Annotated in this window: 27 protein-coding genes and 1 tRNA gene; 19 read left to right on the top strand and 9 right to left on the bottom strand. The window is 71.3% G+C overall.

Features of this window, described 5'->3' with window-relative positions; all coding sequences use genetic code 11:
- Positions 1 to 3 precede the first annotated feature (3 nt).
- Both secY and P2T62_RS05105 read left to right on the top strand, forming a co-directional pair.
- Positions 4 to 1,518: a preprotein translocase subunit SecY gene (gene secY, locus P2T62_RS05100; RefSeq protein ID WP_276260404.1), complete on the top strand. Its 1,515-nt coding sequence runs from the start codon at positions 4 to 6 to the stop codon at positions 1,516 to 1,518.
- Between the two features lie 107 nt (positions 1,519 to 1,625).
- A complete protein-coding gene (locus P2T62_RS05105; protein ID WP_276260405.1) occupies positions 1,626 to 1,928 on the top strand; it encodes a hypothetical protein in 303 nt (100 codons plus the stop codon).
- 1 nt (position 1,929) lies between these two features.
- Here P2T62_RS05105 and cmk read toward each other — a convergent pair whose 3' ends face one another.
- On the bottom strand, positions 1,930 to 2,547 hold the full coding sequence (cmk, locus tag P2T62_RS05110) for a (d)CMP kinase (protein ID WP_276260406.1): 618 nt from the start codon (positions 2,545 to 2,547) through the stop codon (positions 1,930 to 1,932).
- 141 nt (positions 2,548 to 2,688) lie between these two features.
- On the opposite strand from cmk, the gene P2T62_RS05115 reads away from it, so the two are divergent.
- The 3 genes from P2T62_RS05115 (at position 2,689) to P2T62_RS05125 (ending at position 4,667) form a co-directional block, all read left to right on the top strand.
- Positions 2,689 to 3,105, top strand: a complete 417-nt coding sequence (locus tag P2T62_RS05115) for a DUF7975 family protein (RefSeq protein ID WP_276260407.1) — start codon at positions 2,689 to 2,691, stop codon at positions 3,103 to 3,105.
- An 82-nt stretch (positions 3,106 to 3,187) separates the two neighbouring features.
- Positions 3,188 to 3,688 carry a DM13 domain-containing protein gene (locus P2T62_RS05120; RefSeq protein WP_276260408.1) on the top strand — a complete coding sequence of 167 codons (501 nt, stop codon included), beginning with the start codon at positions 3,188 to 3,190 and terminating at the stop codon, positions 3,686 to 3,688.
- Between the two features lie 250 nt (positions 3,689 to 3,938).
- Positions 3,939 to 4,667 (top strand): alpha/beta fold hydrolase, encoded by a 729-nt coding sequence (locus P2T62_RS05125; protein ID WP_276260409.1) that lies wholly within the window; start codon positions 3,939 to 3,941, stop codon positions 4,665 to 4,667.
- A gap of 58 nt (positions 4,668 to 4,725) precedes the next feature.
- Here P2T62_RS05125 and P2T62_RS05130 read toward each other — a convergent pair whose 3' ends face one another.
- Complete coding sequence (locus tag P2T62_RS05130) at positions 4,726 to 5,700, bottom strand: transcriptional regulator (RefSeq protein WP_276260410.1); 975 nt, start codon at positions 5,698 to 5,700, stop codon at positions 4,726 to 4,728.
- Positions 5,701 to 5,912: 212 nt separating this feature from the next.
- Here P2T62_RS05130 and P2T62_RS05135 point away from each other — a divergent pair, with 212 nt between their 5' ends.
- A complete protein-coding gene (locus P2T62_RS05135; protein ID WP_276260411.1) occupies positions 5,913 to 7,214 on the top strand; it encodes a tRNA(Ile)(2)-agmatinylcytidine synthase in 1,302 nt (433 codons plus the stop codon).
- Between the two features lie 104 nt (positions 7,215 to 7,318).
- Here P2T62_RS05135 and P2T62_RS05140 read toward each other — a convergent pair whose 3' ends face one another.
- Positions 7,319 to 7,636 (bottom strand): MTH1187 family thiamine-binding protein, encoded by a 318-nt coding sequence (locus P2T62_RS05140; protein WP_276260412.1) that lies wholly within the window; start codon positions 7,634 to 7,636, stop codon positions 7,319 to 7,321.
- 52 nt (positions 7,637 to 7,688) lie between these two features.
- Between P2T62_RS05140 and P2T62_RS05145 the strand changes: the two genes are divergently transcribed.
- On the top strand, positions 7,689 to 8,681 hold the full coding sequence (locus P2T62_RS05145; RefSeq protein WP_276260413.1) for an alpha/beta fold hydrolase: 993 nt from the start codon (positions 7,689 to 7,691) through the stop codon (positions 8,679 to 8,681).
- A gap of 40 nt (positions 8,682 to 8,721) precedes the next feature.
- Here P2T62_RS05145 and P2T62_RS05150 read toward each other — a convergent pair whose 3' ends face one another.
- The gene (locus P2T62_RS05150; protein ID WP_276260414.1) at positions 8,722 to 8,865 is read right to left on the bottom strand and encodes a hypothetical protein; all 144 of its coding nucleotides are present in this window, start codon (positions 8,863 to 8,865) and stop codon (positions 8,722 to 8,724) included.
- Between the two features lie 354 nt (positions 8,866 to 9,219).
- Between P2T62_RS05150 and P2T62_RS05155 the strand changes: the two genes are divergently transcribed.
- On the top strand, positions 9,220 to 10,353 hold the full coding sequence (locus P2T62_RS05155; protein ID WP_276260415.1) for a YihY/virulence factor BrkB family protein: 1,134 nt from the start codon (positions 9,220 to 9,222) through the stop codon (positions 10,351 to 10,353).
- A 41-nt stretch (positions 10,354 to 10,394) separates the two neighbouring features.
- Complete coding sequence (locus P2T62_RS05160) at positions 10,395 to 10,574, top strand: hypothetical protein (protein ID WP_276260416.1); 180 nt, start codon at positions 10,395 to 10,397, stop codon at positions 10,572 to 10,574.
- Positions 10,575 to 10,643: 69 nt separating this feature from the next.
- On the opposite strand, the gene P2T62_RS05165 is transcribed toward P2T62_RS05160, so the two are convergent.
- Positions 10,644 to 10,714, bottom strand: a tRNA-Gly gene (locus tag P2T62_RS05165).
- A gap of 93 nt (positions 10,715 to 10,807) precedes the next feature.
- Between P2T62_RS05165 and P2T62_RS05170 the strand changes: the two genes are divergently transcribed.
- The 3 genes from P2T62_RS05170 to hisA all read left to right on the top strand — a co-directional run bounded on the left by P2T62_RS05170 (position 10,808) and on the right by hisA (position 13,279).
- Complete coding sequence (locus tag P2T62_RS05170) at positions 10,808 to 11,194, top strand: nuclear transport factor 2 family protein (RefSeq protein WP_276260417.1); 387 nt, start codon at positions 10,808 to 10,810, stop codon at positions 11,192 to 11,194.
- Between the two features lie 118 nt (positions 11,195 to 11,312).
- On the top strand, positions 11,313 to 12,491 hold the full coding sequence (locus tag P2T62_RS05175; RefSeq protein ID WP_276260418.1) for a serine hydrolase domain-containing protein: 1,179 nt from the start codon (positions 11,313 to 11,315) through the stop codon (positions 12,489 to 12,491).
- A 65-nt stretch (positions 12,492 to 12,556) separates the two neighbouring features.
- Positions 12,557 to 13,279, top strand: a complete 723-nt coding sequence (hisA, locus tag P2T62_RS05180; RefSeq protein ID WP_276261576.1) for a 1-(5-phosphoribosyl)-5-[(5-phosphoribosylamino)methylideneamino]imidazole-4-carboxamide isomerase — start codon at positions 12,557 to 12,559, stop codon at positions 13,277 to 13,279.
- A gap of 103 nt (positions 13,280 to 13,382) precedes the next feature.
- Here hisA and P2T62_RS05185 read toward each other — a convergent pair whose 3' ends face one another.
- A complete protein-coding gene (locus P2T62_RS05185; RefSeq protein ID WP_276260419.1) occupies positions 13,383 to 13,538 on the bottom strand; it encodes a hypothetical protein in 156 nt (51 codons plus the stop codon).
- Between the two features lie 142 nt (positions 13,539 to 13,680).
- Positions 13,681 to 16,902, bottom strand: a complete 3,222-nt coding sequence (locus tag P2T62_RS05190) for a tetratricopeptide repeat protein (RefSeq protein WP_276260420.1) — start codon at positions 16,900 to 16,902, stop codon at positions 13,681 to 13,683.
- Between the two features lie 307 nt (positions 16,903 to 17,209).
- On the opposite strand from P2T62_RS05190, the gene hisB reads away from it, so the two are divergent.
- On the top strand, positions 17,210 to 17,821 hold the full coding sequence (gene hisB / locus P2T62_RS05195; protein ID WP_276260421.1) for an imidazoleglycerol-phosphate dehydratase HisB: 612 nt from the start codon (positions 17,210 to 17,212) through the stop codon (positions 17,819 to 17,821).
- A gap of 184 nt (positions 17,822 to 18,005) precedes the next feature.
- On the top strand, positions 18,006 to 19,274 hold the full coding sequence (locus P2T62_RS05200) for an outer membrane protein assembly factor BamB family protein (RefSeq protein ID WP_276260422.1): 1,269 nt from the start codon (positions 18,006 to 18,008) through the stop codon (positions 19,272 to 19,274).
- On the opposite strand, the gene P2T62_RS05205 is transcribed toward P2T62_RS05200, so the two are convergent.
- Both P2T62_RS05205 and P2T62_RS05210 read right to left on the bottom strand, forming a co-directional pair.
- Positions 19,275 to 19,718: a hypothetical protein gene (locus tag P2T62_RS05205; RefSeq protein WP_276260423.1), complete on the bottom strand. Its 444-nt coding sequence runs from the start codon at positions 19,716 to 19,718 to the stop codon at positions 19,275 to 19,277. It lies immediately after the preceding gene.
- An 80-nt stretch (positions 19,719 to 19,798) separates the two neighbouring features.
- On the bottom strand, positions 19,799 to 20,419 hold the full coding sequence (locus P2T62_RS05210) for a uracil-DNA glycosylase (RefSeq protein ID WP_276260424.1): 621 nt from the start codon (positions 20,417 to 20,419) through the stop codon (positions 19,799 to 19,801).
- Between the two features lie 116 nt (positions 20,420 to 20,535).
- On the opposite strand from P2T62_RS05210, the gene P2T62_RS05215 reads away from it, so the two are divergent.
- The 5 genes from P2T62_RS05215 (at position 20,536) to P2T62_RS05235 (ending at position 23,237) form a co-directional block, all read left to right on the top strand.
- Positions 20,536 to 21,039 (top strand): GNAT family N-acetyltransferase, encoded by a 504-nt coding sequence (locus P2T62_RS05215; RefSeq protein WP_276260425.1) that lies wholly within the window; start codon positions 20,536 to 20,538, stop codon positions 21,037 to 21,039.
- Positions 21,040 to 21,273: 234 nt separating this feature from the next.
- A complete protein-coding gene (locus P2T62_RS05220) occupies positions 21,274 to 21,459 on the top strand; it encodes a hypothetical protein (RefSeq protein ID WP_276260426.1) in 186 nt (61 codons plus the stop codon).
- Positions 21,459 to 21,650 (top strand): DUF7331 family protein, encoded by a 192-nt coding sequence (locus P2T62_RS05225; protein WP_276260427.1) that lies wholly within the window; start codon positions 21,459 to 21,461, stop codon positions 21,648 to 21,650. The genes P2T62_RS05220 and P2T62_RS05225 overlap by 1 nt, the downstream gene beginning before the upstream one ends.
- 187 nt (positions 21,651 to 21,837) lie before the next feature.
- Complete coding sequence (locus P2T62_RS05230) at positions 21,838 to 22,032, top strand: DUF7331 family protein (protein WP_276260428.1); 195 nt, start codon at positions 21,838 to 21,840, stop codon at positions 22,030 to 22,032.
- Between the two features lie 92 nt (positions 22,033 to 22,124).
- A complete protein-coding gene (locus P2T62_RS05235) occupies positions 22,125 to 23,237 on the top strand; it encodes an A24 family peptidase (protein ID WP_276260429.1) in 1,113 nt (370 codons plus the stop codon).
- The last annotated feature ends 95 nt before the right edge of the window (positions 23,238 to 23,332 follow it).

Below are 23,332 nucleotides of genomic sequence, written 5' to 3' on the forward strand. Positions count from 1 at the left end.
CGAATGAGTTGGAAGGAGACCGCCGAACCAGTACTCACGCGGATGCCCGGCGTCGAGCGGCCGGAGGGCCACGTGCCCTTCCGTCGGAAGCTCGGCTGGACCGCGGGCGTCCTCGTGCTGTACTTCTTCCTCACGAACGTGTTCATCTACGGACTCGCGAGTGGGGGCGGCAACGACGCGTTCGGGCAGTTCCGGACCATCCTCGCGGGTGGGCAGGGAACCGTGCTGCAGCTGGGCATCGGGCCCATCGTCACGGCCTCGATCGTGCTGCAGTTGCTCGGCGGCGCCGACCTGCTCGGACTGGACACGCAGTCGAACCCGCGGGACCAGGTGCTCTACCAGGGCCTCCAGAAGCTGCTGGTGGTCGTGATGTGCGTCCTGACCGGGCTGCCGATGGTGTTCGCCGGTGGGTTCCTGCCCGCGGACCCGCAGCTCGCGGCCCAGCTCGGCATCGGCCTCGCCGGGCTCAAGTGGCTGATGTTCGCCCAGGTCCTGGTCGGCGGTCTCCTCATCCTGTTCATGGACGAGGTCATCTCGAAGTGGGGCGTCGGCTCCGGGATCGGTCTGTTCATCATCGCCGGGATCAGCCAGCGCCTCATCGGCGGCTTCTTCGGCGTCCCCGGCCTCACGCGGAACCCCGGGTTCTTCTACAACTGGTACACCATCCTGACCGGCCAGCAGCAGCTCGGCGCGGTCCTCTCGACGCAGGGCCTGCTGAACCTGCTCATCCAGCCCGGGCAGCTGTTGTTCCTGTTCACGACGGTCGCCATCTTCGCGGTCGTCGTCTACGCCGAGTCCGTGCGCGTCGAGATCCCGCTCTCGCACGCCCGGGTCAAGGGCGCGCGTGGTCGCTTCCCCGTGAAGCTCATCTACGCCAGCGTCCTGCCGATGATCCTCGTCCGTGCGCTCCAGGCCAACATCCAGTTCCTGGGCCGCATCCTGTTCAGTCAGACCGGGAACGCGAACAACGCCATCGAGCTGTTCGGCACCGCCATGCCGTGGCTTGGGGTGTACACGCGCTCGGGTGCGGGGACCGCCGAACCGGTCGGCGGGTTCTTCTACTACCTCGCACCCATCTACAGCTACCAGGACTGGATGTGGTTCCTCGGGACCACCACGAACCCGCCCAGCATGATCATGGCTCGCGTCTTCGTCGACCTGTTCATCATGGTCGTCGGCGGCGCCATCTTCGCCATCTTCTGGGTCGAGACCGCGGACATGGGCCCCGAGGCGACGGCCCAGCAGATCCAGAACTCCGGGATGCAGATTCCCGGTTTCCGGCAGTCGCCCGGCGTCATCGAGAAGGTCCTCGAGCGGTACATCCCGCAGGTGACCGTCATCGGCGGCGCCCTCGTGGGCCTGCTGGCCGTCATGGCCAACATGCTCGGGACCATCGGCGCCGTCTCCGGGACGGGCCTGCTGCTGACCGTCTCCATCACGTACAAGCTCTACGAGGAGATCGCCGAAGAGCAGCTGATGGAGATGCATCCGATGATGCGGCAGGTCTTCGGCGACTGACCGCTATCTTCGCGAGCGTCCCACGTTCTCACCGGTTTCGTACGGAAGCGTACCGCTAAGGTCAATATATAGGTGGTATTGATATACTTGCACGTCGTATGTGTGCCATGGGTTCACAGGCAGTACAGTTCGACGAAGCAGCCTACCACATCGATATCGCTCGCTCCCGCGCCCGTCTCGACGACGCGTCCGGCGTGCTGGTCGCGGTCCGGGCGGCGCTGGCGGCGGTCGCGGGGACGCCGTACGCGGGTCTGCTCGCGGAGGCGAACGCGGCCGCGGTGGACGCGGTCGGGAGCGCCCGGGCGGGCGACCCCGTGCGTGCCGACGCGGCGCTGGCGCTGTTCGCGCACCTCGTCGCGGACATGGAACGGTTCGAGTCCGCGGAGGCGGCCCGGCTGACCGCCCGGTGAGTCACGTCCCTGGTCCCAGCTCCGTCTCCTCCTCCGTCTCGGGCAGCTCCAGTTCGTTGGTGAACGCCCCCTCGTCGTTCTCGTACGCGTACTCCTGGACCGCCTGCATGATGATGGCCACGACCGATTCGCGCGACCAGCGCGCGGTGTTGACCGACAGGTCGTAGAACGACGTGTCGGTCACGTCGACGCCGTAGGTGCGCTCGAAGCGGCCGACCTCCTGGACCTCGCGGACCCGCATCTCGGACTCCATCTCCTCGCGGTCCGCGGTCCGGTCGACGCGGACCTCCTCGGGAGCGTTGAGCCAGATGCGGAGGTCGGCGCGGTTGCCGGCCAGCCAGCCCGCCAGCCGCGACTCCAGGACGAAGCCCTTGTTGGAGGCGCCCCAGACCTCCGCGACGCGCTGGAGGCGGCGGTCGATGAGCTGGTCGATCTCCGGGTCCTCGTCCGCCTTCGCGGAGAACTGCGTGAGGCTCATCCCCCGCTCCTCCGCCAGCTCGCGGAAGACCTCGCCGCCGTCGACCCGCTGTACCCCGAGTGCCTCCGCCAGCGCCTGCGACGTGCTCGACGCCCCGCTGCCCGGCGGCCCCGACACCGTGATGAGGAGGTTGTGCTCCATGCGTTGTGGGGAGACGGCTCCCGCCGCTACCTAACGGTGTCGATGACCGCCACCGTCGCCGCCCCGTGGGTCCCCCGCGTCGGTCCTCTGCCGGCGCCGGCACCCGCCAGACCGAAGCCCCTCGCCACCCTACGACCGACGATGCCCGCCACGACGCCTGCCGACCGCAAGCGCCTCGCCGTCCGGGCCATCGCCCGCCATCGCTCGCGCGAGGACGGCGTCGACTTCCTCGCGCGCGCCGGGGACCGGGCGGTCACCCTCTCCTACGCCGATCGGACCATCACGATGGACCTCGCCACGGCGAGCGACGCGACCGGTGGGGCCGACATCGGCGCTGCCCGGGCGGCGCTGGACGAGTTGCTGGCGTCGTTCCCGGTGTTCAAGATACAGCAGCCCGAGACGCGGAAGGCCCGCGACGGGACGGTGTACGTCTCGGCGCTCGCCGACCCGAAGCACGCCGCGGACTTCATCGAGGCCTGCTACCGGGACGTGTTCGGCCTCGGCGAGGGCTACGAGCTGTCGGTGGCGGAGGCCGGGGACGACGGCACGCCGGATTGAGGCCGAATTCTAGACGAACGCCGACCGTTCTCCAGTCGGACCCTGAAAAATAGTCATCCCCTCGGGTAGCGTCCTCGGTCCCATGGTCACGAGACGAACGGTTCTGGCGGGCATGGGGCTGGGATTGGCGGGTGTCGGCAGTGCGTTCGCCTACGAGCAACTGGCGCCCGAGCGCGCGACCCGGGTCGAGAATGGCGGCGGGGGGAGCGGCCCGAGCCTGAGTACGGCGGCCGAGACGCTCGCCAGCGGCCAGTTCTCCGGGAAAGCGGGCCACCGGTGCAGCGGCCGGGTCGACCTCGTCCACGACGAGGGCGCCCACTTCCTCCGCTTCGTGAACTACGAGCAGACACAGGGCCCCGACGTGTTCGTCTACGTCTGTCCCGACGCGGACCCCGACACCGCGGCGGAGATCGCGGCGGGGACGAAGGTGCTCATCGACGGCGGTGCGGACGGGGGCGAGTCGACGAAGACGGGCACGTTCGTCCAGCGGCTTCCGGATGGGGTGGACGTGGCCTCGATCCGTGGCGTCGGCATCTGGTGCGAGAACTTCCGGACGCCGTTCGGCGCCGCGACCCTGGAGTAGGTCTCCGTGTCGAAGCTTGCCGGTCGTGACGGGGCGCAGCGACCGTTCCGCCGACGGGGGGCGGATTCGATACCCGCACGGGGGTAGCGACCCCGAACCGACGACGCCGGGGGGTATCCGGTCGTCTCCGACCTGTCGGAAACATTTCAACAGAAAGATATTTGATAGCTGGTAGCAATTAACAAACTGGCGGTACATTCCTCTGACCACCTGGAGGAGGCAGTGTCGTCTACCAGCAGGGAGAAACATCATGACAACGTTCGTATTAGTGCACGGTTCGTTCCACGACGGATCGGCATGGGAACCGGTCGTCCGGCAGTTAGAGCAGATGGGGCACACGGCATACGCGCCGACAGTCGCTGGCCACGGACCAGACGGGAACAAGGACGTCACTCACGCTGATTGCTCCGGGTCGGTCGAGGACTACATCGTCGACAGGGAACTGGAGGACATCGTGCTGCTGGGCCACAGTTTCGGTGGCTCCATCATCCCGAAGGTAGCCGAGCGGATTCCGGACCGCATCACCCGTCTCGTCTTCCACAACGCGTTCGTGGTGGAGGACGGCAACTGCGTGCTGGACGAATGTCCGCCGCCCATACAGGAGCTCTTCCGGGCGTTGGCCGACGAATCACCGGACGGCTCGTTCACGGTCCCGTTCCCGGTCTGGCGCGATGGCTTCATCAACGACGCCGACATCGACGTCGCTCGCTCGACCTACGAGGAACTGTCGCCGACCCCGTTCCAACCGTTCGTCGACGAACTGGACATGAGCGCGTTCCACTCGCTCGAACTCCCGAGCAGCTACCTCTACGCGACGGAGGACGGGACCCTCCCACAGACCGACGAGTGGAGCTGGCATCCACACATGTCGAGTCGGCTCGGGCTGTTCCGACTGGTGAAGATGCCCGGCAGCCACGAGGTCGTCTTCACGAACCCCCAGGGACTGGCTGCGAAGATCGTCGAGGCAGGGCGCGAGTAGGAGACGGATAGCAGCGCGTTCGGCCGCTTTCGGACGGGAGAACGGGAAGGACCCGGTCCTACGCCGGCTCCTCGACGTCGATGTCGACGCGGTCCTGGATGAGGTCGCGCAGGTCGTCCGCGTCCTCGACCTGTTCGATCTCCTCGCGCTCGACGAGCGCGGTCCCCTCGACGCTGTCCCGCGTGGCACGGTCGACGACGTACACCGACTGGGTCCGGGTGACGCGGCCGACCGATGACATGATTCGGGCCCGCTTCTCGGCCGTCCGGTCGAACGAGGAGTGCCCCGTCAGCATCGACGCGAGGCGGGAACGGCGGGCCTCGCCGACGGCCTTGAACGGTGCGCGGTCGGTCGGGTGGACGTCGTAGCCGACCCGGGTGAGCACGGCGATGACGGGCTCGTCGTCCGGGTCGGCGTCGGGGTCGTCGGGCGTGGGGTCGCCCTCGCGGACCGCCTCGGCGCCGTCCAGCACCTCGACGGGCGAGGTGAGCGGCGCGTCGAACACGTCCTCCAGTTCCGCGGCGACCTCGACGGAGGCGTTCATGCCGTCCTCGTACTTCGAGACGGTCCGACGGGAGACGCCCAGCTCCTGTGCGAGACGGCCGAGCGACCAGTCCTTCTCCTCGCGGGCGTCGGCCAGCACCTCGCTGTCGATGTTGACGTACAGGCCACCGGGGGCCGCGTAGATGAGCGGCGGCACCTCCTCGACGAACAGGTCCATCGCGGTGTCCGGCGAGAGGACGGGGACGCCCTGGCGGAAGTAGACGACGCCGGGCTTGAGTTCCTCGTCCCGGGTGCGCAGGCCGATGACCATCGGCGTCGCGCCCAGGTAGTGGCCGAGGCGGCGCATCTCCGCGCCGGTCGCCGCGTCGAACGCGTCGATGTTGACCAGCACCTTCAGGAGGAGCGTGTCCTCCCCCCGCCGTGCGGCCATGTCGAAGCTCTTCGGGCGGATCGCACACCGGTCGCTGACGAGGAAGCCCGCGTCCTCGAGCATCGCGGTCACGTTCTCGACCAGTGCGGACCGGGTCATAGAGGGGTATAGGCGACTCGATGCTCATATGTGTTGTGTCCCCGCACCCCCCGATGTCCGGCGATTCGCCGTTCGCGGGGGGACAGATTGATATATCGGATGGTATCGTGGGTCGGATCGGCCATACGAGGCCTCTACGGCACACTCACCGTCGAATCCTCGTTCCGGCCGCCGAGCGAAACCCGTTCGTAACCGGCCCCCGTATCCCGGCCGTGACCGTCGTTGGCCTCGACGACACGGACTCGCGCGACGCGGGGATGTGCACCACGTACGCGGCCGCACGCCTCGCCGAGCGACTGCGCGAGGAGGGTGCGGCGGTGGCCCGTGTCTGCCTGGTCCGGCTGAACCCGGCCGTCGAGCACAAGACCCGGGGTAACGCCGCGCTCGCGGTCCACACCGACGCCGCGGTCGATGTGGCGTTCGCGGCCGCCCGCGACCTCGTGGACGCCCACGCGGTGGTCGACGACCCGCGGACGAACCCGGGCGTGGTCGCCCTCGGCGGCGCGCCCGCCTCCGTTCCCGGGAGCGTCGCCGAGTTCGCCGGCGTCGCGGTCCGTGACCTGCTGTCCCGCGAGCGGGCCCACGAGACGCTCTCCGGCGTCGAGGCCGTCGAGACGCGCCACGCGACCTGGGGCGACGGCCGGGGCGTCGTGGGCGCGCTCGCGGCCGCCGGCGCGTGGCGCGCCTGGGACGACGCCGACCTCGACCCGACCTACGAGCACATCGTCTACCGCCCGCGCGAGCGCTGGGGCACCGAGCGCGACGTGGCCCACGAGAGCGTCTTCGCGGCCGCCGACCGCGAGTACCCGGCCGTCTGGGACACGGTCGACCACGGCGAGAACGAGACGGTCTGCGTGCCCCACACGCCCGGCCCGGTGCTGTACGGCATCCGCGGCGACGACCCCGACGCCTGCCGGGCGGTCGCGGACGCCATCGACGCGGAGCCGGCCGAGCGGGCGTGTACGTTCGTCACGAACCAGGGGACGGATGCCCACCTCCGCGAGGCACCGATCCGGGCGGTGGCGGACGACCGCGCGTACCGTCTCGACGCCGTCGTCGCCTCGACACCCGAGACGCGCCGGGGCGGCCACGTCTTCCTCGACCTCGGGCCACCCGACGAGGGCGCCGACGTGACGCTGGGCTGCGCGGCGTTCGAGCCGACGAAGCGCTTCCGCGACCGGGTCCGGGCGCTCCGGGTGGGCGACCGACTCACTGTCTGCGGCGAGGTGAGCGACGGCACGCTGAAACTCGAGAAGTTCGCGGTCCGGGCCCTCGTCCGGACCGAGTCCGTCACCCCGGACTGCCCGGACTGCGGCCGCTCGATGTCGTCGGCGGGTCGCGGGCAGGGGTACCGGTGTCGCGACTGCGGGACCTCGGCGCCGGGCAGGGTCGAGCGACCCATCGAGCGGTCGCTGGAGCGGGGCTGGTACGAGGTGCCGCCCTGTGCCCGCCGACACATCGCGAAACCGCTGGTCAGGGGCGGGTTCGACGCGCCGACGCACCCCAAGCGATAGCGTCGGTGCCCGACCCCGCAGGCCCCTGCATCTGTCGAAAATGCTGTATTATCCGATAACTTCTGGGGTTGAGCGTTTGTTCGTCGGTTCTCGGAACCGCTCGATCATCGATCCCGTCCCTTCCTCGCCTCGCGTCCCAGTTCCCGCTCGACGGCCTCGACCTTCTCGCGGGCCTCGAACTCCCGGGTCCGCTTGTCGTCGATCTTCAGGACCGTGCTGACGCGGTCGCCGTCGACGGCCTCGTGGGCGGCCTGCGCGGCGGCGAACAGGGTCCCGATGTCGTCGGCCTCGATGACCGTCCCCATCGGGTTCGTCTCGTACGAGACGTCGAACTCGTCGAGGGCGGCGACCGCCTTCGCCACCTCGCCCGCCATGCTGTCCTCGATGACCGGTGCGACCGACAGGAGTGCGACGACCGTCATGGTCGGCCCTACGACACCCACGGCTAAGAGCGTGGGCGTCGCAGGCCCCACCATGAGCGACGACTCCACGGACGCCGCGACGGCGAGCGACCCCGAGACGCGCCCGGACGACCCGGTCGCGGCTGGCGACACGGAGGAGTACGGCAACGTCGAACTCGAGGCGAACGGCCTCACCTTCGAGTGCATCGTCGAGCAGCCCGCGACCGACGCGACCGACGAGGGCGACCTCGCGGTCTGCCTCCACGGCTTCCCGGACGACGCCGGCTCGATGGTGCCGGTTCTCGACGCGCTCGCGGAGTCGGGCTACACCGCCGTCGCCCCGTACATGCGCGGGTACGCACCAACAGACCCCGCGCCAGACGGCGAGTACACGGCCGAGGCGCTGGGCGCCGACGCGAACGCCCTGCTGGACGTGGCGGCCGACCACTTCGACCGCGACGGCGACCGCGTGCTGGTGGGCCACGACTGGGGTGCCGTCGCGACGTACGCCGCCGCGGCCGCCGACCCGGACGCGATGGACCGGCTGGTGGCGATGGCGGTCCCGCCACGGTTCGAGGCGCTGCTGACGCGCTACCCGAAGCAGATCCTCCGCTCGTGGTACATGTGGCTGTTCCAGGTCCCGGGCGCCCCGGAGCAGGCGCTCCGGTGGCGGGACTTCGAGTTCGTGGAGTTCCTCTGGGGCCTCTGGAGCCCCGGCTGGGACTACCCCCGGAGCCGCATCGAGAGCGTGAAGGCCACCCTGGAGCGCGACGACACCGTCGAGCACGCGCTCGCGTACTACCGCCAGATCGTCGGGGGCGGGCTGAAGGGGATGGTCCTCCACGGTCCGCCCTCGCCCGACGAGGGCCCGACCATCGAGGTGCCGGCGCTGCTCGTGACGGGCGAGCGCGACGGCTGTATCGGGACCGGGTTGTACGAGGGGGCCGAGCGGGCGTTCGACGGGCCCTGCCGCGTCCTCCGGGTCAGCGACGCGGGCCACTTCGTCCACCAGGAGCGGCCCGCGCTGGTCGGCGACGAGATCCGGCGCTTCGTCGACGACGGCTGAGGCGCCCCGCGCTCGCTACCGGGCGCCGCCCGCGGGTCGCTCACTCCTGCTCGGCAGCCCCCTCCACGGCTGTCGACAGGTGGTAGTGCATCCCCTGGAGGAGTTCGGATACCTCTGTGAGCGCGTCCGGCTCCGCCGTGACGAGCGTCCCCTGGTCCGGTCCCTCGGGGAGATCTACCAGCACGACGTCCTCGTACCGTTCGACGGTCCCCCGGCGTGCCCCGAGCGTGTCGCGGACGGCCGGTCCGGCCGAGGCAGGGTCCGTCCCGGAGCGCGGCGCGCACCTCGTCGGACAGGCCGGTCTCGCAGTACAGTCGGTCGTAGTCGTTCCCGTCGTACCGGACCACGGTCCGGAGCCCGCGACCGAGCCACGGAGGAACGGGCCCAGCCGCTCGGGTGCTCCCGGCGCCGTCGCTGTCATCCCGGTGTGCGTCGAGGCTCCGGGCCGAGAGGGTTCGCCGGCCAACAGTTTGGTGGTTGTCGAGCGGGTGCGGCCGTCATCCCGGGTGGTAATACGGGGCCGTGCGAAGGGGTCGCCATGAGCAGTCGGGTGTTCGACGACCCGCGCCTCCGGCGCGCGCGGACCGTCCTGGAGGCCATCGTCCGGGAGGTCCGGGCGGAGAACGTCACGTTCATGGCCGGGAGCATCGCCTACCACGCCTTCGTCTCGCTGGTACCGTTCCTGTTGCTGGTGCTGTTCCTCATCAATCGGATCGGCGACGAGGCGCTCGCGCGGGCGTTCCTCGCGGCCATCGCGGCCAACCTCACGCCCGCCGGCGCGACGGAGGGGGGCGTCATCGGGCAGTTCACGGAGCTCCTGCTCCAGGCGGCCACCAGCGGCACGCAGAACGCCAGCATCTCGCTGCTCTCGCTCGTCGCGCTCGTCTGGGGGACCCTGCGCATCTTCCGTGGGCTCGACCAGGCGTTCTCGGACATCTACGAGTCCGAGTCGCTGAACACGTTCCTCGACCAGGTGCTCGACGGCGTGGTCGTCTTCGGCGCCCTCGGCGTCGCCCTCTTCCTCGTCAGCGCGGCCGAGCGCTTCGTCGGGCTCCCGTCGCTCGGCGCCGCCGACGCCGTCCTCCGACCGCTCATCTCGGTCCTCAGCGTCGGCGTCGCGCTCCTTCCGATGTACTACGTCTTCCCCGACGAGGACGTGAGCGTCCGCGAGATCGTCCCGGGCGCGCTGGTCGCCGCGCTGGGGTGGGTCGCACTCAGCGGGGTGTTCCGCTACTACGTCGCGGCCTCCTCGACCTCCTCGTACGGTATCGTCGGCGTCATCATCCTCCTCATCACCTGGCTCTACTTCGGGGGGCTGATCCTGCTCGTCGGGGCCTCGGTCAACGCGGTGCTGGCCGGCCGCAGCGAGGACGTCGAGAACATCGCCTGGGGCGCTGCCCCCGGAACCCACCACTCGTACAACGACGACGCGTTCGTCGAGCCGCTCCGCGAACTGAAGTCGGCTCTCGACGCCGCCGAGGCGGAGGGCTACGACGAGGTCCGTGTCGCCGTCGGTGACCACGAGGTGACGATCCCCCGCGCGGACGAGGCCACGGTCCGGGTCAAGACCGTCGACCGCCCCCGGATCCTCGGCGGCGACCACGAGACAGGGGAACTCCTGTTGCGCTGGGACTCGCGCGCCGGCGGCCGCGACGACGAGACCGACACGTGATCGGCGAGAGGGTTATGATTCCCTGTGACATGAGTTACATTATGTCATCAGTCGGGTCTACCACCATCGTCGGCCAGTTCGAGGACGCCTCGCTCGGGTTGCTGGTGCTCATCGGTGCGATGCTCCTGACAGCCCTGATCGGGTTCGGCCTCAGTGTCCTGCTCTGGTTCCGCAATCGGTCGGGGAGACGCCGTCGCAGGAAGCGCAGGGGCCCGGCGTAGACACTCCGGGCGGACACGGCTGACCGCACGACAGGGCCAGCGGTCGCTCGCGGGTGGGTTCGGGAGAAGTGCGCTGGCGGGGATTTGAACCCCGGTTGTGACCATGGCAAGGTCACGTGATACCACTACACTACCAGCGCCCTGTGCATTCGAGACGAGGCCGGTGTTGCACAAAAGGATTCCGGAACCCCGCCGTCGCCGGGTTGATACGGGCTGCGGGCGGAGCCCTCGCCATGCCCGCCGATGCCGGCGATCTCGCCCGGGACTACTACCGGACCATCGACGAGGGTGCGTACGGGGAGCTGCGCGACCTGCTGGCCGACGCGTTCGTCCAGCGGCGGCCCGACCGGACGCTGGAGGGGGCCGACCGGTTCGTCCGGTTCATGCGCGAGGAGCGCCCGGAGACCGACACCACGCACGTCGTCGAGCGCGTCTACCGGGCCGACCCGCGCGACGACGGTGACGGGGCCTCCGGCCCCATCGGGGACGTGGACGCGGACCGGTACGTGGCCGTCGAGGGGCGGCTGGAGCGGGCGAACGGGGAGCAGTGGTTCCGGTTCGTCGACACCTTCGCCGTCGTCGACGGCCGACTGGCCACGCTGAGGACGTACACGATGTAACACCGCGACCGCTGGCCGCGCCGGTGGCGCGAGACGGGGTCAACAGTTATCCGGTCCCTCTGCCAACGCAGGCCATGGAACCCGGAGCCGCTCACGTCCGCCAGGGGAGGGGTCGCTGATGCCGGTCGTCGATGGGACCGCGGCGGACGGGTTCGAGCCCGTCGTGGACGCGTTCGCCGAGAACTTCCGGTCGCGCGACGAACTCGGGGCCGCGTGTGCGGTCTACCACGAGGGGGAGTGCGTCGTCGACCTCTGGGGTGGCTATCGCGACGCCGCTGGCGAGCAGCCCTGGACGGAGGAGACGATGGTGATGGTGTTCTCGGGGACGAAGGGGATGGCCGCGACGGCCGTCGCCGTCGCACTCTCCCGGGGTCTGTTCGCCCTCGACGACCGCATCGCGGACCACTGGCCCGCGTTCGCCCAGCACGAGAAGGGCGAGGTCACCGTCCGGCAGTTGCTCCGTCACCGGGCCGGACTCGCGACGCTCGACCAGCAGTTGACCGCCGAGCAGCTGGCCGACCACGACGAACTCGCCGCGGTGCTGGCGGCGCAGGAACCGGACTGGGAGCCCGGAACCCGCCACGGTTACCACACGTTCACGCTGGGCTGGTACACGAGCGAGCTGTTCCGGCGGACCGACGGCCGGACCGTCGGGCAGTTCTTCGCCGACGAGGTCGCCGATCCGCTGGATGTCGACTTCCACATCGGGCTACCCGAGGCGGTTCCGGACGAGCGGGTGGCCGAACTCGACCCGTTCGGCCCGGTCGACCTGCTCCGGAACGTCCACCGAATCCCGCCCCGGTATCTGGTACGGCTGCTGAACCCGCGGTCGCTCGCCGGGCGCGCGGCGAGCTGCGTCGCCTACGACGACCCGGTCGACCTGACGGAGCCGCCGTTGCGGTCGGTCGAGATCCCCTCGGCCAACGGCATCGGGACGGCCAGGGCCCTCGCGGGGGTGTACGACGACCTCGCGCGTGGTGGCGACGAACTGGGTCTCGACGCGGCGACTCACGAGGAACTGCGGACCGTCCCGTCGCCGCCCGCCGGCGGGGACCGGGACCTCGTCCTCGGGGTCCGGAACGAGTACAACGTGGGCTACTCGAAACCGTACGGCGAGTTCACCTTCGGGAGCTCCGACGCCGCCTTCGGGACGCCCGGCTTCGGCGGCACGTTCGGCTTCGCCGACCCGGACGCCGACCTCGCCTTCGCGTACGTCCCGAACCGGCTGGGCGTCCACCTCGTCGACGACCCGCGGGAGGTGGCGGTCCGCGAGGCCGTCTACGACTGCCTCTCGTGACGGCGGGCGGACGTTCCCGACCAGCACCGTTTAGCCGGCCGGCGACCCAGCATATGTCGACCGGAATGTTCGACTCGTTCGAGGTCGTGCCGGCGGTGGACGTACAGGACGGGCAGGTCGTCCAGCTCGTGGGCGGCGAACGCGGGACCGGGCGCACCTACGGCGACCCGGTCGAGGCCGCGCGGAACTGGGAGGAGGCGGGCGCACACACCCTCCACCTCGTCGACCTCGACGGGGCGTTCGAAGGCGAGCGCGCGAACGCGGGCGCCATCGAGCGCGTGGTCGCGGCCACGAGCGCGGACGTGCAGGTCGGCGGCGGCATCCGCACCGCGACGGACGCCTTCTCGCTGCTCGACGGCGGCGTCGACCGCGTCATCCTCGGGACCGCTGCCGTCGAGAACCCCGACATCGTCTCGACCATCGCGGACCGCTACCCCGACGGTGTCGTCGTGAGCCTCGACTCCCGCGGCGGGGAGGTCGTCGTCTCCGGCTGGACCGAGGGGACCGGCCTCGACCCCGCGGAGGCGGCCGCACGGTTCGTCGACGCGGGCGCAGCCGGCATCCTGTTCACCGATGTCGACGTCGAGGGACAGATGGAGGGAGTCCGGGGCGAGGAGGTCCGGCGCGTCGTCGAGGCCGCGGACGCCCCGGTCATCGCGAGCGGTGGCGTCGCCACGCTCGAGGACGTCCGGACGGTCCACGACGCGGGCGCGGCCGCCGTCGTCGTCGGGACGGCGCTGTACGAGGGGGCGTTCACGCTCGCGGAGGCCAGCGCGGCCGTCGAGTGAGCGTCGAACGAGCCCATCCGGTCCCGGAGGGAACGCCGGTCTCCGAACCTTCTGGTCGGTGCTGGCGACGAGACGTACCTCTCCAGAAGACCGCCAGGACGACTCAGCTCCGGGGACGCGGTCGCTGCTCCTGCCGGTCCAGCAGCCGGACGAGCGCGTAGACGACGGCGCCCGAGAGGGCGGCTCCCGTCGGCGAGGCGGCTGCCACCTGGGGCGCTGCCGCGACGACCGTATCCACCAGCGACTGGACGAGCGTCACGATGTCGGCCGCTGGGACGCGTGATACATAAATTGCGGTGTCATTCCGGCTCGGTCCGGGTGGTCATGCACCAATCACACGGCGACGCCACGCTGTCGTTGTCGTTTCGAGCGTGCGGCGAGGCAGTCCAGGCCCGGCCGGTTCAGTCGGCGACCGCCGCCATCCGGCCCTCGCACTCCGCGACGCGGTGTGTCGCGCCGAGCGCCTGGTACTGTTCGCGAGCGGTGGCGAAGGCATCCCGTGCCGCCGTCTCGTCCCCGAGCGCCAGGAGCGCCTCGCCGCGCTCCCGGTGGGCACGAGCCGTCTCGGCGTTCCGGGTCCCCGGATCGAACGTCTCGAGGCAGGCGTCGAGGTGGTCGAGCGCCCGCTCCGGGTCACCGCGCTCGCGTGCCAGCGTGCCCAGCTCCCGGAGCGCGAGCGCGAGCGCGCGGTCGGTCTCGACCGCCGCGGCGGTCTCGTGGCTCTCGGTCAGGTGCTCCTCGGCGTCGTCGAGGTCGCCACGCTCGCGGGCGGCGACGCCGAGCCCCCGGAGACAGTGCGCGACGTTCTCACGGTTGCCGGCGTCGCGGGCGAGGTCGAGGGCCTCCGACAGCCGTTCAGTCGCCTCCGCCGGGCGGCCGCAGTCGGCCAGCGTGTTCCCGAGTGCGCGGAGCGCGTGCGCGAGGAAGTCCCGGGTGCCGGCGTCACGGGCGAGGCTGACGGCGGTCTCGAAGCGCTCGATGGCCGCCTCGGGCCGCCCGCGGTCCCGCTCGATGACGCCCAGGTTGATGAGCGAGTCGATGAGCTGGACCCGGGCACCGGCGCGCTCGCGGAGCGCCCGGCTCCGCTCGAAGCGCTCCAGCGCCGCGTCGAACTCGCCCCGTTCGTAGTGCACGATGCCGAGGTTGTTCTGGACGGAGGCGGCGCCCGCGGGGTCGGCCTCCGGGTCCGAGCGCTCCTCCGCGGCGCGGAGGTACTGCTCGGCGGCGTCCAGGTCGCCCGCGAGCCACGCCGCCACGCCGCGGGCGCTGTCTGCCTTCTGTGCCCGGCGGCCGTCGCCGACCCGCTCGGCCAGCGCCAGCGCCCACGCGGCGTACCGGTCGGCGTCCTCGTAGGATCCGGTCCGGATGGCCGCCCACGCACGGTGGCGGTGTGCCGCCGACCGGAACCGCGACCGGGCGGGCTCCTCGACATCGCCCGCCAGACGGTACAGGGCCGTCGCCTCCCGGTGCAGCGCCTCGTAGTCGCCGAGATCGTAGCGGGCGTCGCATCGGCTCTCGGCACACCGCAGCACACAGCCCGGGGAACAGACCGCCGGGAGTTCGAACGCGGGGTGGTCGCTCTCACCGAACAGCACGAGCACCCCCGGGTGGCGCTCCGCGAGGCCGAACAGCTGTGTCGCCGTCTCGTCGGCCCAGGCCGTCGGATCGTCGGCGATGCGTCCGAGGACGGCCGCTTCGGCGCCCAGCGCGTCCCGGACCGCCTCCCGGGCCGCCGGGTCGTCGGCCAGTGACCAGATGGCGGACACGACGCGCCCGACCCGGCGGCGGGCCGCGGGCTCGGGTTCGGTCGCGACCAGCGCGTCGAGGAACGCGACCGACCACTCCTCGTGCGGCATCCGGCCCTCCAGCGGCGACCCGCCGAACAGGACCCGGCCGTGGAGTGTCTCCACCGCGGCGTCGATGTCGGCGGGGTCGTATCCCGCGGGTGCCGTGACCAGTGCGTACAGGTACGCCGGCTCGACCTCGAGTCCGGCCGCGTTCAGGAGGTTCGCCAGCACGCCCAGGTCGCAGGCCACGTCGCCGTGGTCGCGGAGCTCCGCCAGTGTCGCCTCCGCGTCCGCCTGGAGCGCGCTCTGGACATCCTCGCCGGTGCCGGCGACCGTCGCCAGACAGTGCAGGAAGGCCAGCACCGACGACGGGGGGTCCGCCTCCGTCCCGTCCTCGGGTGCGACCGCACGGACGTCGGCGGCCAGATCGGCCACCGGCCGGTCGAGGTCGGCCGCCACGTGGGCGATGAACCGCTCGCGTTCGCGCTCGTCCAGTGCCGGCATCCGGACCACCTCGACCGCCTCGTCGCGGTAGCTCCGGGTGGCGGGGGCCAGCGGCTCCCCCGGGGGGTCGCCCCACTCCTCGGTCCGTGCATCCACGAGTACCGAGACGGTCGGGTCGTCGCGGAGTCGCCGCATCGCCTCGAACACCGCCGCCCCCGCCCGGACGGCGTCCTCGACGACTACCAGCGTGTGCCCCGGTTCGTGCGTGGCTGCCGCCGTCAGTGCGTCGGCGGCCTCGAACGGCCGCCCCCGGCTGCGCTGCCGGTACCAGACCGCCCCTCGCCCGGACTCGTGCCAGCGATGGGCGACCTGGCGACAGACGGTGCTCTTGCCGCTCCCGGGTGCGCCGACCAGCGCGACGTGCCGCCCCCCCTGGAGCCGTGACAGCAGCTCGTCGTCGAGCCGTTCTCGCTCACCGTCCCCGTCCGCGGGCCGCTCGCGCGGGAGAGCGTGCCCGGCAGCCACCTCCGCGAACCCGTTGCCCGTCCGGAGTGCGGTCACCCGGTCACGGGCGCGGGCCGGGTCGAACGCCCCGTCGTCGAGCCGCTCGAACCCGGCGGATGCCAGCCCTCCGGGGAGCGGTCCCCCAGGGTGGCGCTGCTCGGCCGCATCCGGGTGACCCATCCTCCCGTCCACCGTCCCCGACGTGTGGTGTTCGGGGTCGTACGCGTCCAGCCACGCCGTCGCCCACGTCAGCGCGTCCTCGTCGGTCGTCTCGACGAGCGCGTGGACTCCGCCGTCGTCGGCGTGGACGGCCGCCACGACCGCCACGGGCGTCCGGAGCAGCGAGATGGGCGGCGTGTTCGTCGCGGTGACAGCGTCCTGGATCCCCAGCTCCGGCGGGAGCAGGACCGGCCCGTCGGTGCCACTCCGGACGGCCTCGGCGAAGGCCCCGTCGGCGGTCCCCGCGATAGCCACGCGAGCCTGGTCGGCGCGCGAGCAGCGCTCCACGAACCGGTCCGCGAGTGTCGCCGCGTCGACGTCCCCGTCGGCGGTGGTGATGGCCGCACCGGTCAGCAGCGCGCTCGATACGGACACGTCGTGCGGGAGCGGCGCCAGTGCGGCGATCGCGCCCTCGACGGCCGCGAGCGAGGCCGTCGCGGCCCGGTACTCCTCGGCGGCGAGCCGGCCGGCGACGGTCGCGACGTACCCCCCGTCGACCCGCTCGACCAGCCCCGCGTCCTCCAGCTCGCGGACCGCCCGGTCCACCGTCGAGCGCGACCGGTCGACGGCCGCGACGAGGTCGCGCTTGTACAGCGGCTCCCCGAGCAACTGCTCGAACACCGGCCAGCGCCGCCTGACAACATCCAGTACCGACCCCCCGTCGTCCATTTGCTCCACGTTCATCCTCGACCGATAAAACGTTCCCCCCGACCGTCCGCCGGGCGCACCCCTACCCCCCTCCCGTGGACACGCACGGCGGCGTCGGGTCCCGCGACCGACGGACACCGGGTCGGGGATGGAGCCGGATCGACCCGGATTCGGTCCGTCGGTGCGTGGACCACGACGTTCCGCATCTGGAACTTCGCGTCCGAGGGTATTACCTCACGTACTGACTTTATATACTGTCCGCCGCTCTCCGGCTCCCGTCGGCAACCGAGGGGGAACGGTCTTGCCGGTGGCCGCCGGACCCGCGGGTATGAGCGACGAGACGACCGAGGCCGGCGTCCGCGAGGCCGCCGTGACCCGCGAGACCACCGAGACCGATATCGAGGTGACGCTGGCGCTCGATGGCGACGGCGAGGCCACCGTCGACACCGGCGTCGGCTTCTTCGACCACATGCTCGGTGCGCTCGCCAAGCACGGCCTGTTCGACCTCACCGTCCAGTGCGACGGCGACCTCCACATCGACGACCACCACACCGTCGAGGACGTGGCCATCGCGCTCGGGCGGGCGTTCGACGCCGCGCTCGGCGAGAAGCGGGGCATCGTCCGCTACGCCGACCGGCGGGTCCCGCTCGACGAGGCCGTCGCCGACGTCGTCGTGGATGTCTCCGGCCGGCCGTACTTCAACTTCGATGGCGACTTCTCACAGGAGTCGGTCGGCGAGTTCACCAGCGACATGGCCGCGCACTTCTGTCGCTCGCTCGCGATGAACGCCGGCCTCACGCTCCACGCCGGCATCACCGGCGAGAACGCCCACCACGAGGTCGAGGCGCTGTTCAAGGCACTGGCGCGCGCGCTGGACGACGCCACCCGCGTCGACGAGCGCCGGGCCGGCGACACGCCGAGCACGAAGGGCGAACTGTAGCGGAACGCCGCTGCCGGCTGTCGGACGTAACTGTTCGGAATCGAATTTCTGGGGAAAATACACAGAGTTAGTAGTATTCTCTGGCAATATTTCATATGAATGCTGGATTGGGTAGATATACGTCTTCCTGTCCTCACTGGGTCGACCACAAGCCACTCGGTCGCTCGTCCGGAAACGGGAGACGATGCCCTCCCGACGTACCCTCCTGGCCGGCGCGGCCGGTCTCGTCGCCGGTGGCGGACTGGTCGCCGACCGCGTCCGACTCGGGGAGCTGGACGCCTGGACACCGGACGTGGATACGTGGCCGCTTCCCCGCTACGACCTCGCGAACACGGCTTCGGTGCCCGACGTGTCGGTCCCGGAGGATCCGGCGGTCGACTGGACGGCGAGCGTCGAGCCCCCCTCTCACGCCCTCCTGCAGTCGCTCGTGGTGGGATCCGACCGCGTCTACGCCGGTGCCGGCTCGCTCGCGGCGGTCGACCGTACCGACGGGAGCCGGGTGTGGGAGGACGAGACGCCGGTGCGGGCGCTCTCGCGCCGGGGTGGCCGGCTGTTCGCGGCCGGCGGCACGGACGAGACCGCGAGCGTCACCGCGTACGACGCCGCGACGGGTGAGAGGGCGTGGGCCCGTGACCTCCCCGCCAGCCCGGTGGGGCTGACGGTGGCTGCCGGGATGGTTCTGACCGCGACCCGCATCGGTTCGGTCGCCCGGGAACAGGGGACGGGCATCCGTCGCTGGGGCGGCGAGGCTCCCGATCTGCAGACCCAGCCGCTCGTCCACGACGGCGCCCTGTTCGGGCACGACGGCTACGAACTCGCACGGTTCCGGTCCCGGAGCGTCCTGGACGTCCCGCTGCGCGCGCCGCCGGCGGCCGAGTGGCGGACCGTGGCCCAGGGCGGGCGAGTCTCCGCGCCCGTCGGTGTCGGGTCGCGGGTGCTCGTGCCGGTCCAGCAGCGGGGCTTCCAGACGGACGCCGGCGCGCCGGCGCTCCGGGCCGTCGGCGCGACGACGGGCGAGGTGGCGTGGCGGGCGGTCACCACCGACGACCGGGACACGTTCCTCACGACCCAGCACGCGGCGGTCGACGCCGCTCGCAACCGGGCGTACGCCGGCGTCTACCGCCAGTGGGTGGGCGAGCCAACGAGCGGCGAGGGGTTCCGGGCGACGGTCAGGGCGTTCGCGCTCGAGGATGGGACCGTGGCGTGGACCCACGAGGCCGGGACGGGCCGGTTCGTCCGCGATGTCGTGTTCGCGGGCGGCCGCGTGCTCGTCGCGACGGCTCGGAACGAGGGAGCGACCGGCGGCCGTGCCGGCGACGTGCGCGCGCTCGACCCCGCTGACGGGCGCGAGCGCTGGCGGGTCGGGTTCGACGCGCCGGTCGGGGCACTCGCACCCGTCGACGGGACGGTGTTCGCGCTTACCGGGACGGGAACCGTGGCGGCGCTCCGGTAGCTACTGCCCGCCCTGCTGGCCCTGTCGCGCCTGCGTCCCGGGGAACCGCTGGCGGTCCAGCAGACGGAAGTTGACCGTGACGATGCCGACCTCGACGCCGTCGGCGGCCCGCTCGACGGTGCCGGAGAAGGTGACCTGGGTCGAGTGGACGGCGAACAGCTCCGTGTCGAAGCGGACGTCGACCCCCTCGGCCGCGGGCGCGCTCACCTCGAACTCCCCGTTCTGCGTGGCGATGCCGACGCCCTCGGGGAGGTACTCGCCCAGCGCGTTCCGGGCCAGGTCCTCGACCTTCCGGACCGCGCTCCCGGCGTCGAGCACCCGCACCGGCTCACCCACGTCGTCCGGGAAGACGTTCGTCCCGTTCTGGACGGTCACCGTCTCCGTGGCGGCCACCTCCGCGCTCCGGAGTTCGCGCACCGCCCGCTGGATCGCCTGGTCCGACATGTTCGTTGGTGTCGAATCCGCACGGGAGGGCTTGAAACCTGCCCTCCCGGCCGGTCCTGCGAGTGCTGCGCCCCCGCGCCTCAGGGGAGTACATCCCCCAACGCCGCCAGATACGACTCCCGCGTGTGGTCGAGTCGCGAGAGCCACACCTCCTGATAGCTGGGGTGCAGCAGTGGAACCACCAGCCCGACCTCGGTGTCGACGGGGTCGAGCACGTGCTCGAGGAAACCGTCCAGCGACCGCCCCGTCAGCGCGAGCACCGAGGTCGTCGCGTGCTTGCCCGTGGCCAGGACCGCATCGGGGTCGACCGTCGCGAGCTCGTCGCGGAGGTAGGGCCGGCAGGACGCCCGCTCCTCGGGCGTGGGCTCGCGGTTGCTCCCCGACCCATCGCAGGGGAAGCACTTGACCGCGTTCGTGTAGTAGGCATCGTCGGCGAAGCCGGCGTCGGCGACCAGCCGGCGGACCTTCCGCCCGGAGTTGCGGGTCGTGTAGGCCATCCCCGTCAGGTTGCCGCCCCGCCAGCGGTCCGCGTCCGGGTCGCCGGCGCCGGGTGCCTCACCGACCACGACCAGCGTGGCGTCCGTCGGGCCGACGCCGTGGCTGATGTCGGTGCGGCAGTCGACGAGCGCCGGGCACCGCTCGCAGCCGGCCGCGACCGGGTTCCGCGCCGCGGGGTCGGGGTACGTGGGGTCCTCGGGCACACCGCCGCCGACGGGTGGCGCCGGTATCAATCCCGTCGGCCCGGAGACCCGCTGCCGTGGCCGTACCGCCCGACGGGCCCGCAGCTTTTAGCCATCCCCGGACCCACCCAGCCGCCGTGAGCGGGGACCCGACGATCAGGCGGGCGACCGAGGCCGACGCGGCCGCCATCGAGCGGGTCGCACGCGACGCGTGGCACGCGGCCTACGACGACGAACTGGGCGCCGACCGGGTCGAGGAGACCGTCGACGCCTGGTTCGACCCCGGGCGGCTGGTCGACGACGATATCGGTGACCCCGAGCGCTCCGTCTTCGTGGCGGAGATCGACGGAGGGGTGGTGGGATTCGCCGAACTGGTCCCCGATGACGACGAGGACGCGCGCTGTCACCTCTACCGCATCTACGTGGCCTCCGCCCACTGGGGGCGTGGCGTCGGCGGGGCGCTCCTCGACCGGGCCGAGGCGGCTGCCCGAGAGCGGGGCTTCGAGCGGCTCGAACTGTCGGTCATGGCGGCCAACGAGCGGGCGGTCCGGTTCTACGAGGCACACGGCTTCGACCGCATCGGGTCCACCCATGACGACGCCATGGGTGTCCAGGTACACGAGTACGAGCAGCGGCTGTGACGCCTCCGTGCGGTCCGGGCACGTCGCGGCAACCCCGTTCCTGTAGCAGGGGATGAATCGAGGGCCCCGTGCGGCAGCTGCGAGGCCCCCCAGGACGGAACCGGCCACCCCTCTGCCCCTCTCCTGAACGGATATTTACCGTCTTTAAGCTGTGTATTATATGTGGTGGACCGTTTAAATCACTGGGCAGAACCGGGAACAGTCTCAGGGGGGTGCTGGAACAAGCACCTGTTGATGATCGAGACGAACGAACCGAACGACAGGGCGGCCGTCGACACTCCGGAGGGCGAGCAGCTCCCGCCGATCCCAGGCGCCCGGTACGGGGCCTTCGACGTCGCGGATGGGACGACGATGATCTTCGACCGCGAGGCCGACGACGCCTGGCTCCGCGCCGACTGTGCGACCGAGGTGAGCCGGTGATGTTCCGGCGTCGCGAGGGACACGATGCCGACCTGGACCCCGTCATCACCCCCGAAGACGACTCGCTGCCGAGCGTGGATCCGGAGCGCTACGGCGCCTTCGACACCCGGAACGGGGAGACAGTGCTGTACGACAGCGACGCGAAGGGGGCCTGGATCCGCGCCGACCACTCCGTCACGGTTGACCGGTAACGCCGTCCACCGGCGGGTCGTCCACCGACGGTGGTCGGCCGCCCGGCCACGGTCGCGACCGGTCACCGTCCGGTGGCCTCCCGGGGACGGGTGGTGACCCCGGGATGCTCAGTCTGATACCAAGCATTACCTTCTACCGGCAATTGCTGGCGTCAGGCTCAGGGTAGTGGGGCGTGTCCACATACGTATGGCCACGAACGAGAGCGAGGCGGAGACGAGCGACCTGGCGGCCGTCATCACCCCGGAGGACGACTCGCTGCCGAGCATCCACCCGGAGCGATACGGGGCGTTCGAGACCCGTAACGGCGAGACGATCCTCTACGACAGCGACGCGAAGGGGGCCTGGATCCGCTCCGACACCTCGGTCGACCTCGGTCGGTAGACGGGTCTTCCCGGTCACAGGCCGTCCCGCTCGGCCGCGCCGACCCGGGGAAGCCGGCAGTCTTAATCCGGTGCCGTCGCCACGGTCGGCCAGTGCTCGGGTCCGAACTCGCCGGGGTGGTGCCGCCACGGACCGACTACGGGACGGTGGCCGACCTGCTGCGACTGCTCGTCGTTCCCGCCTTCGGCTACGCCGCGTACCGGGACATCCGGACCCGGCGGGTCGACGGGCGGCTGTGGGCGCCGCTCGTCGTCGTCGGACTCGTCGCCCTGCTGCTTGACTTCTCGCGGGTCGGGACGACCTCGTTCTCCGGCGAGCGGTTCCTCTTCCGGGTGGGCGTCTCGCTGGGGCTCGTGGGGTCGCTGGGCTACCTGTTCTGGCGGCTGGGCGCCTTCGGCGGGGCCGACGCGAAGGCCATCATGACGCTCTCGCTGTGCTTCCCCGTCTATCCGAGCTACACGCTCCCGGTCGGGAGTGTCCCCGACCACCGGGCGCCGCTGGGCGTGTTCTCCCTGACGATCCTCACGAACACCGTGCTGGCGGGACTGGCCTACCCACTGGTGCTGGCCGCCGGCAACGCCGCTCGCGGCCGGTTCGCCCTTCCGATGGCCATCGGCCGGCCGGTGGGGGTCGAGTCGGTCACCGAGCGGTACGGCCGGCTGCTGGAGACGCCCGCCGGCTTCACGCGGAGCGGCCTCGACCTGGACACGCTGCGGATGTACCTCCGCTGGCGCGGGACGACGCTGTCGGCCGTCCGGGACGCACCGGCGGCGTTCCGCGACCCCGACTCGGTGCCCCCGCCCGGGGCGCGCAACGACCCCACCAGCGGCTCCGTCGCGGAGGGTGACCCGGTGACGGATGGCGGGTCGCCGGATGCCGAGCGGCCGAGGATCGACGACGGCGAGGGCCGCGGAGACGGGGGCACCGTCCTGCCGGCCCCCGGTGTCCCGACGACGGACACGCCCGCGACCCCCGCGGTGCGACGGGTCGATGCATGGGGCGCCGCGGCGTTCCTCGATGACGTGGGCCACGCCTACGGCGCGAACGCGGCGGACCTGCGTGCCGCGCTGGCGCTGCTGACCGAGTCCGACCGCGAGGCGGTGTGGGTGTCACCGGGTATCCCGTTCGTGGTGCCGATGTTCGTCGGCCTCGTCCTCGCGCTGGTCGTCGGCGACGTGTTGCTCCTGCTGCTGGGGGCGACCTGACGGCGACACGACCCCGGCAGCGACATGACTCCGGCAGTGGCGTGAGGGCGGGCACCGCCGACCGGCGTTGCCCGTCAGCCCACGTCTGCCACGAA

The organism is Haloglomus litoreum (genome assembly GCF_029338515.1).
Lineage (GTDB): Archaea > Halobacteriota > Halobacteria > Halobacteriales > Haloarculaceae > Haloglomus > Haloglomus litoreum.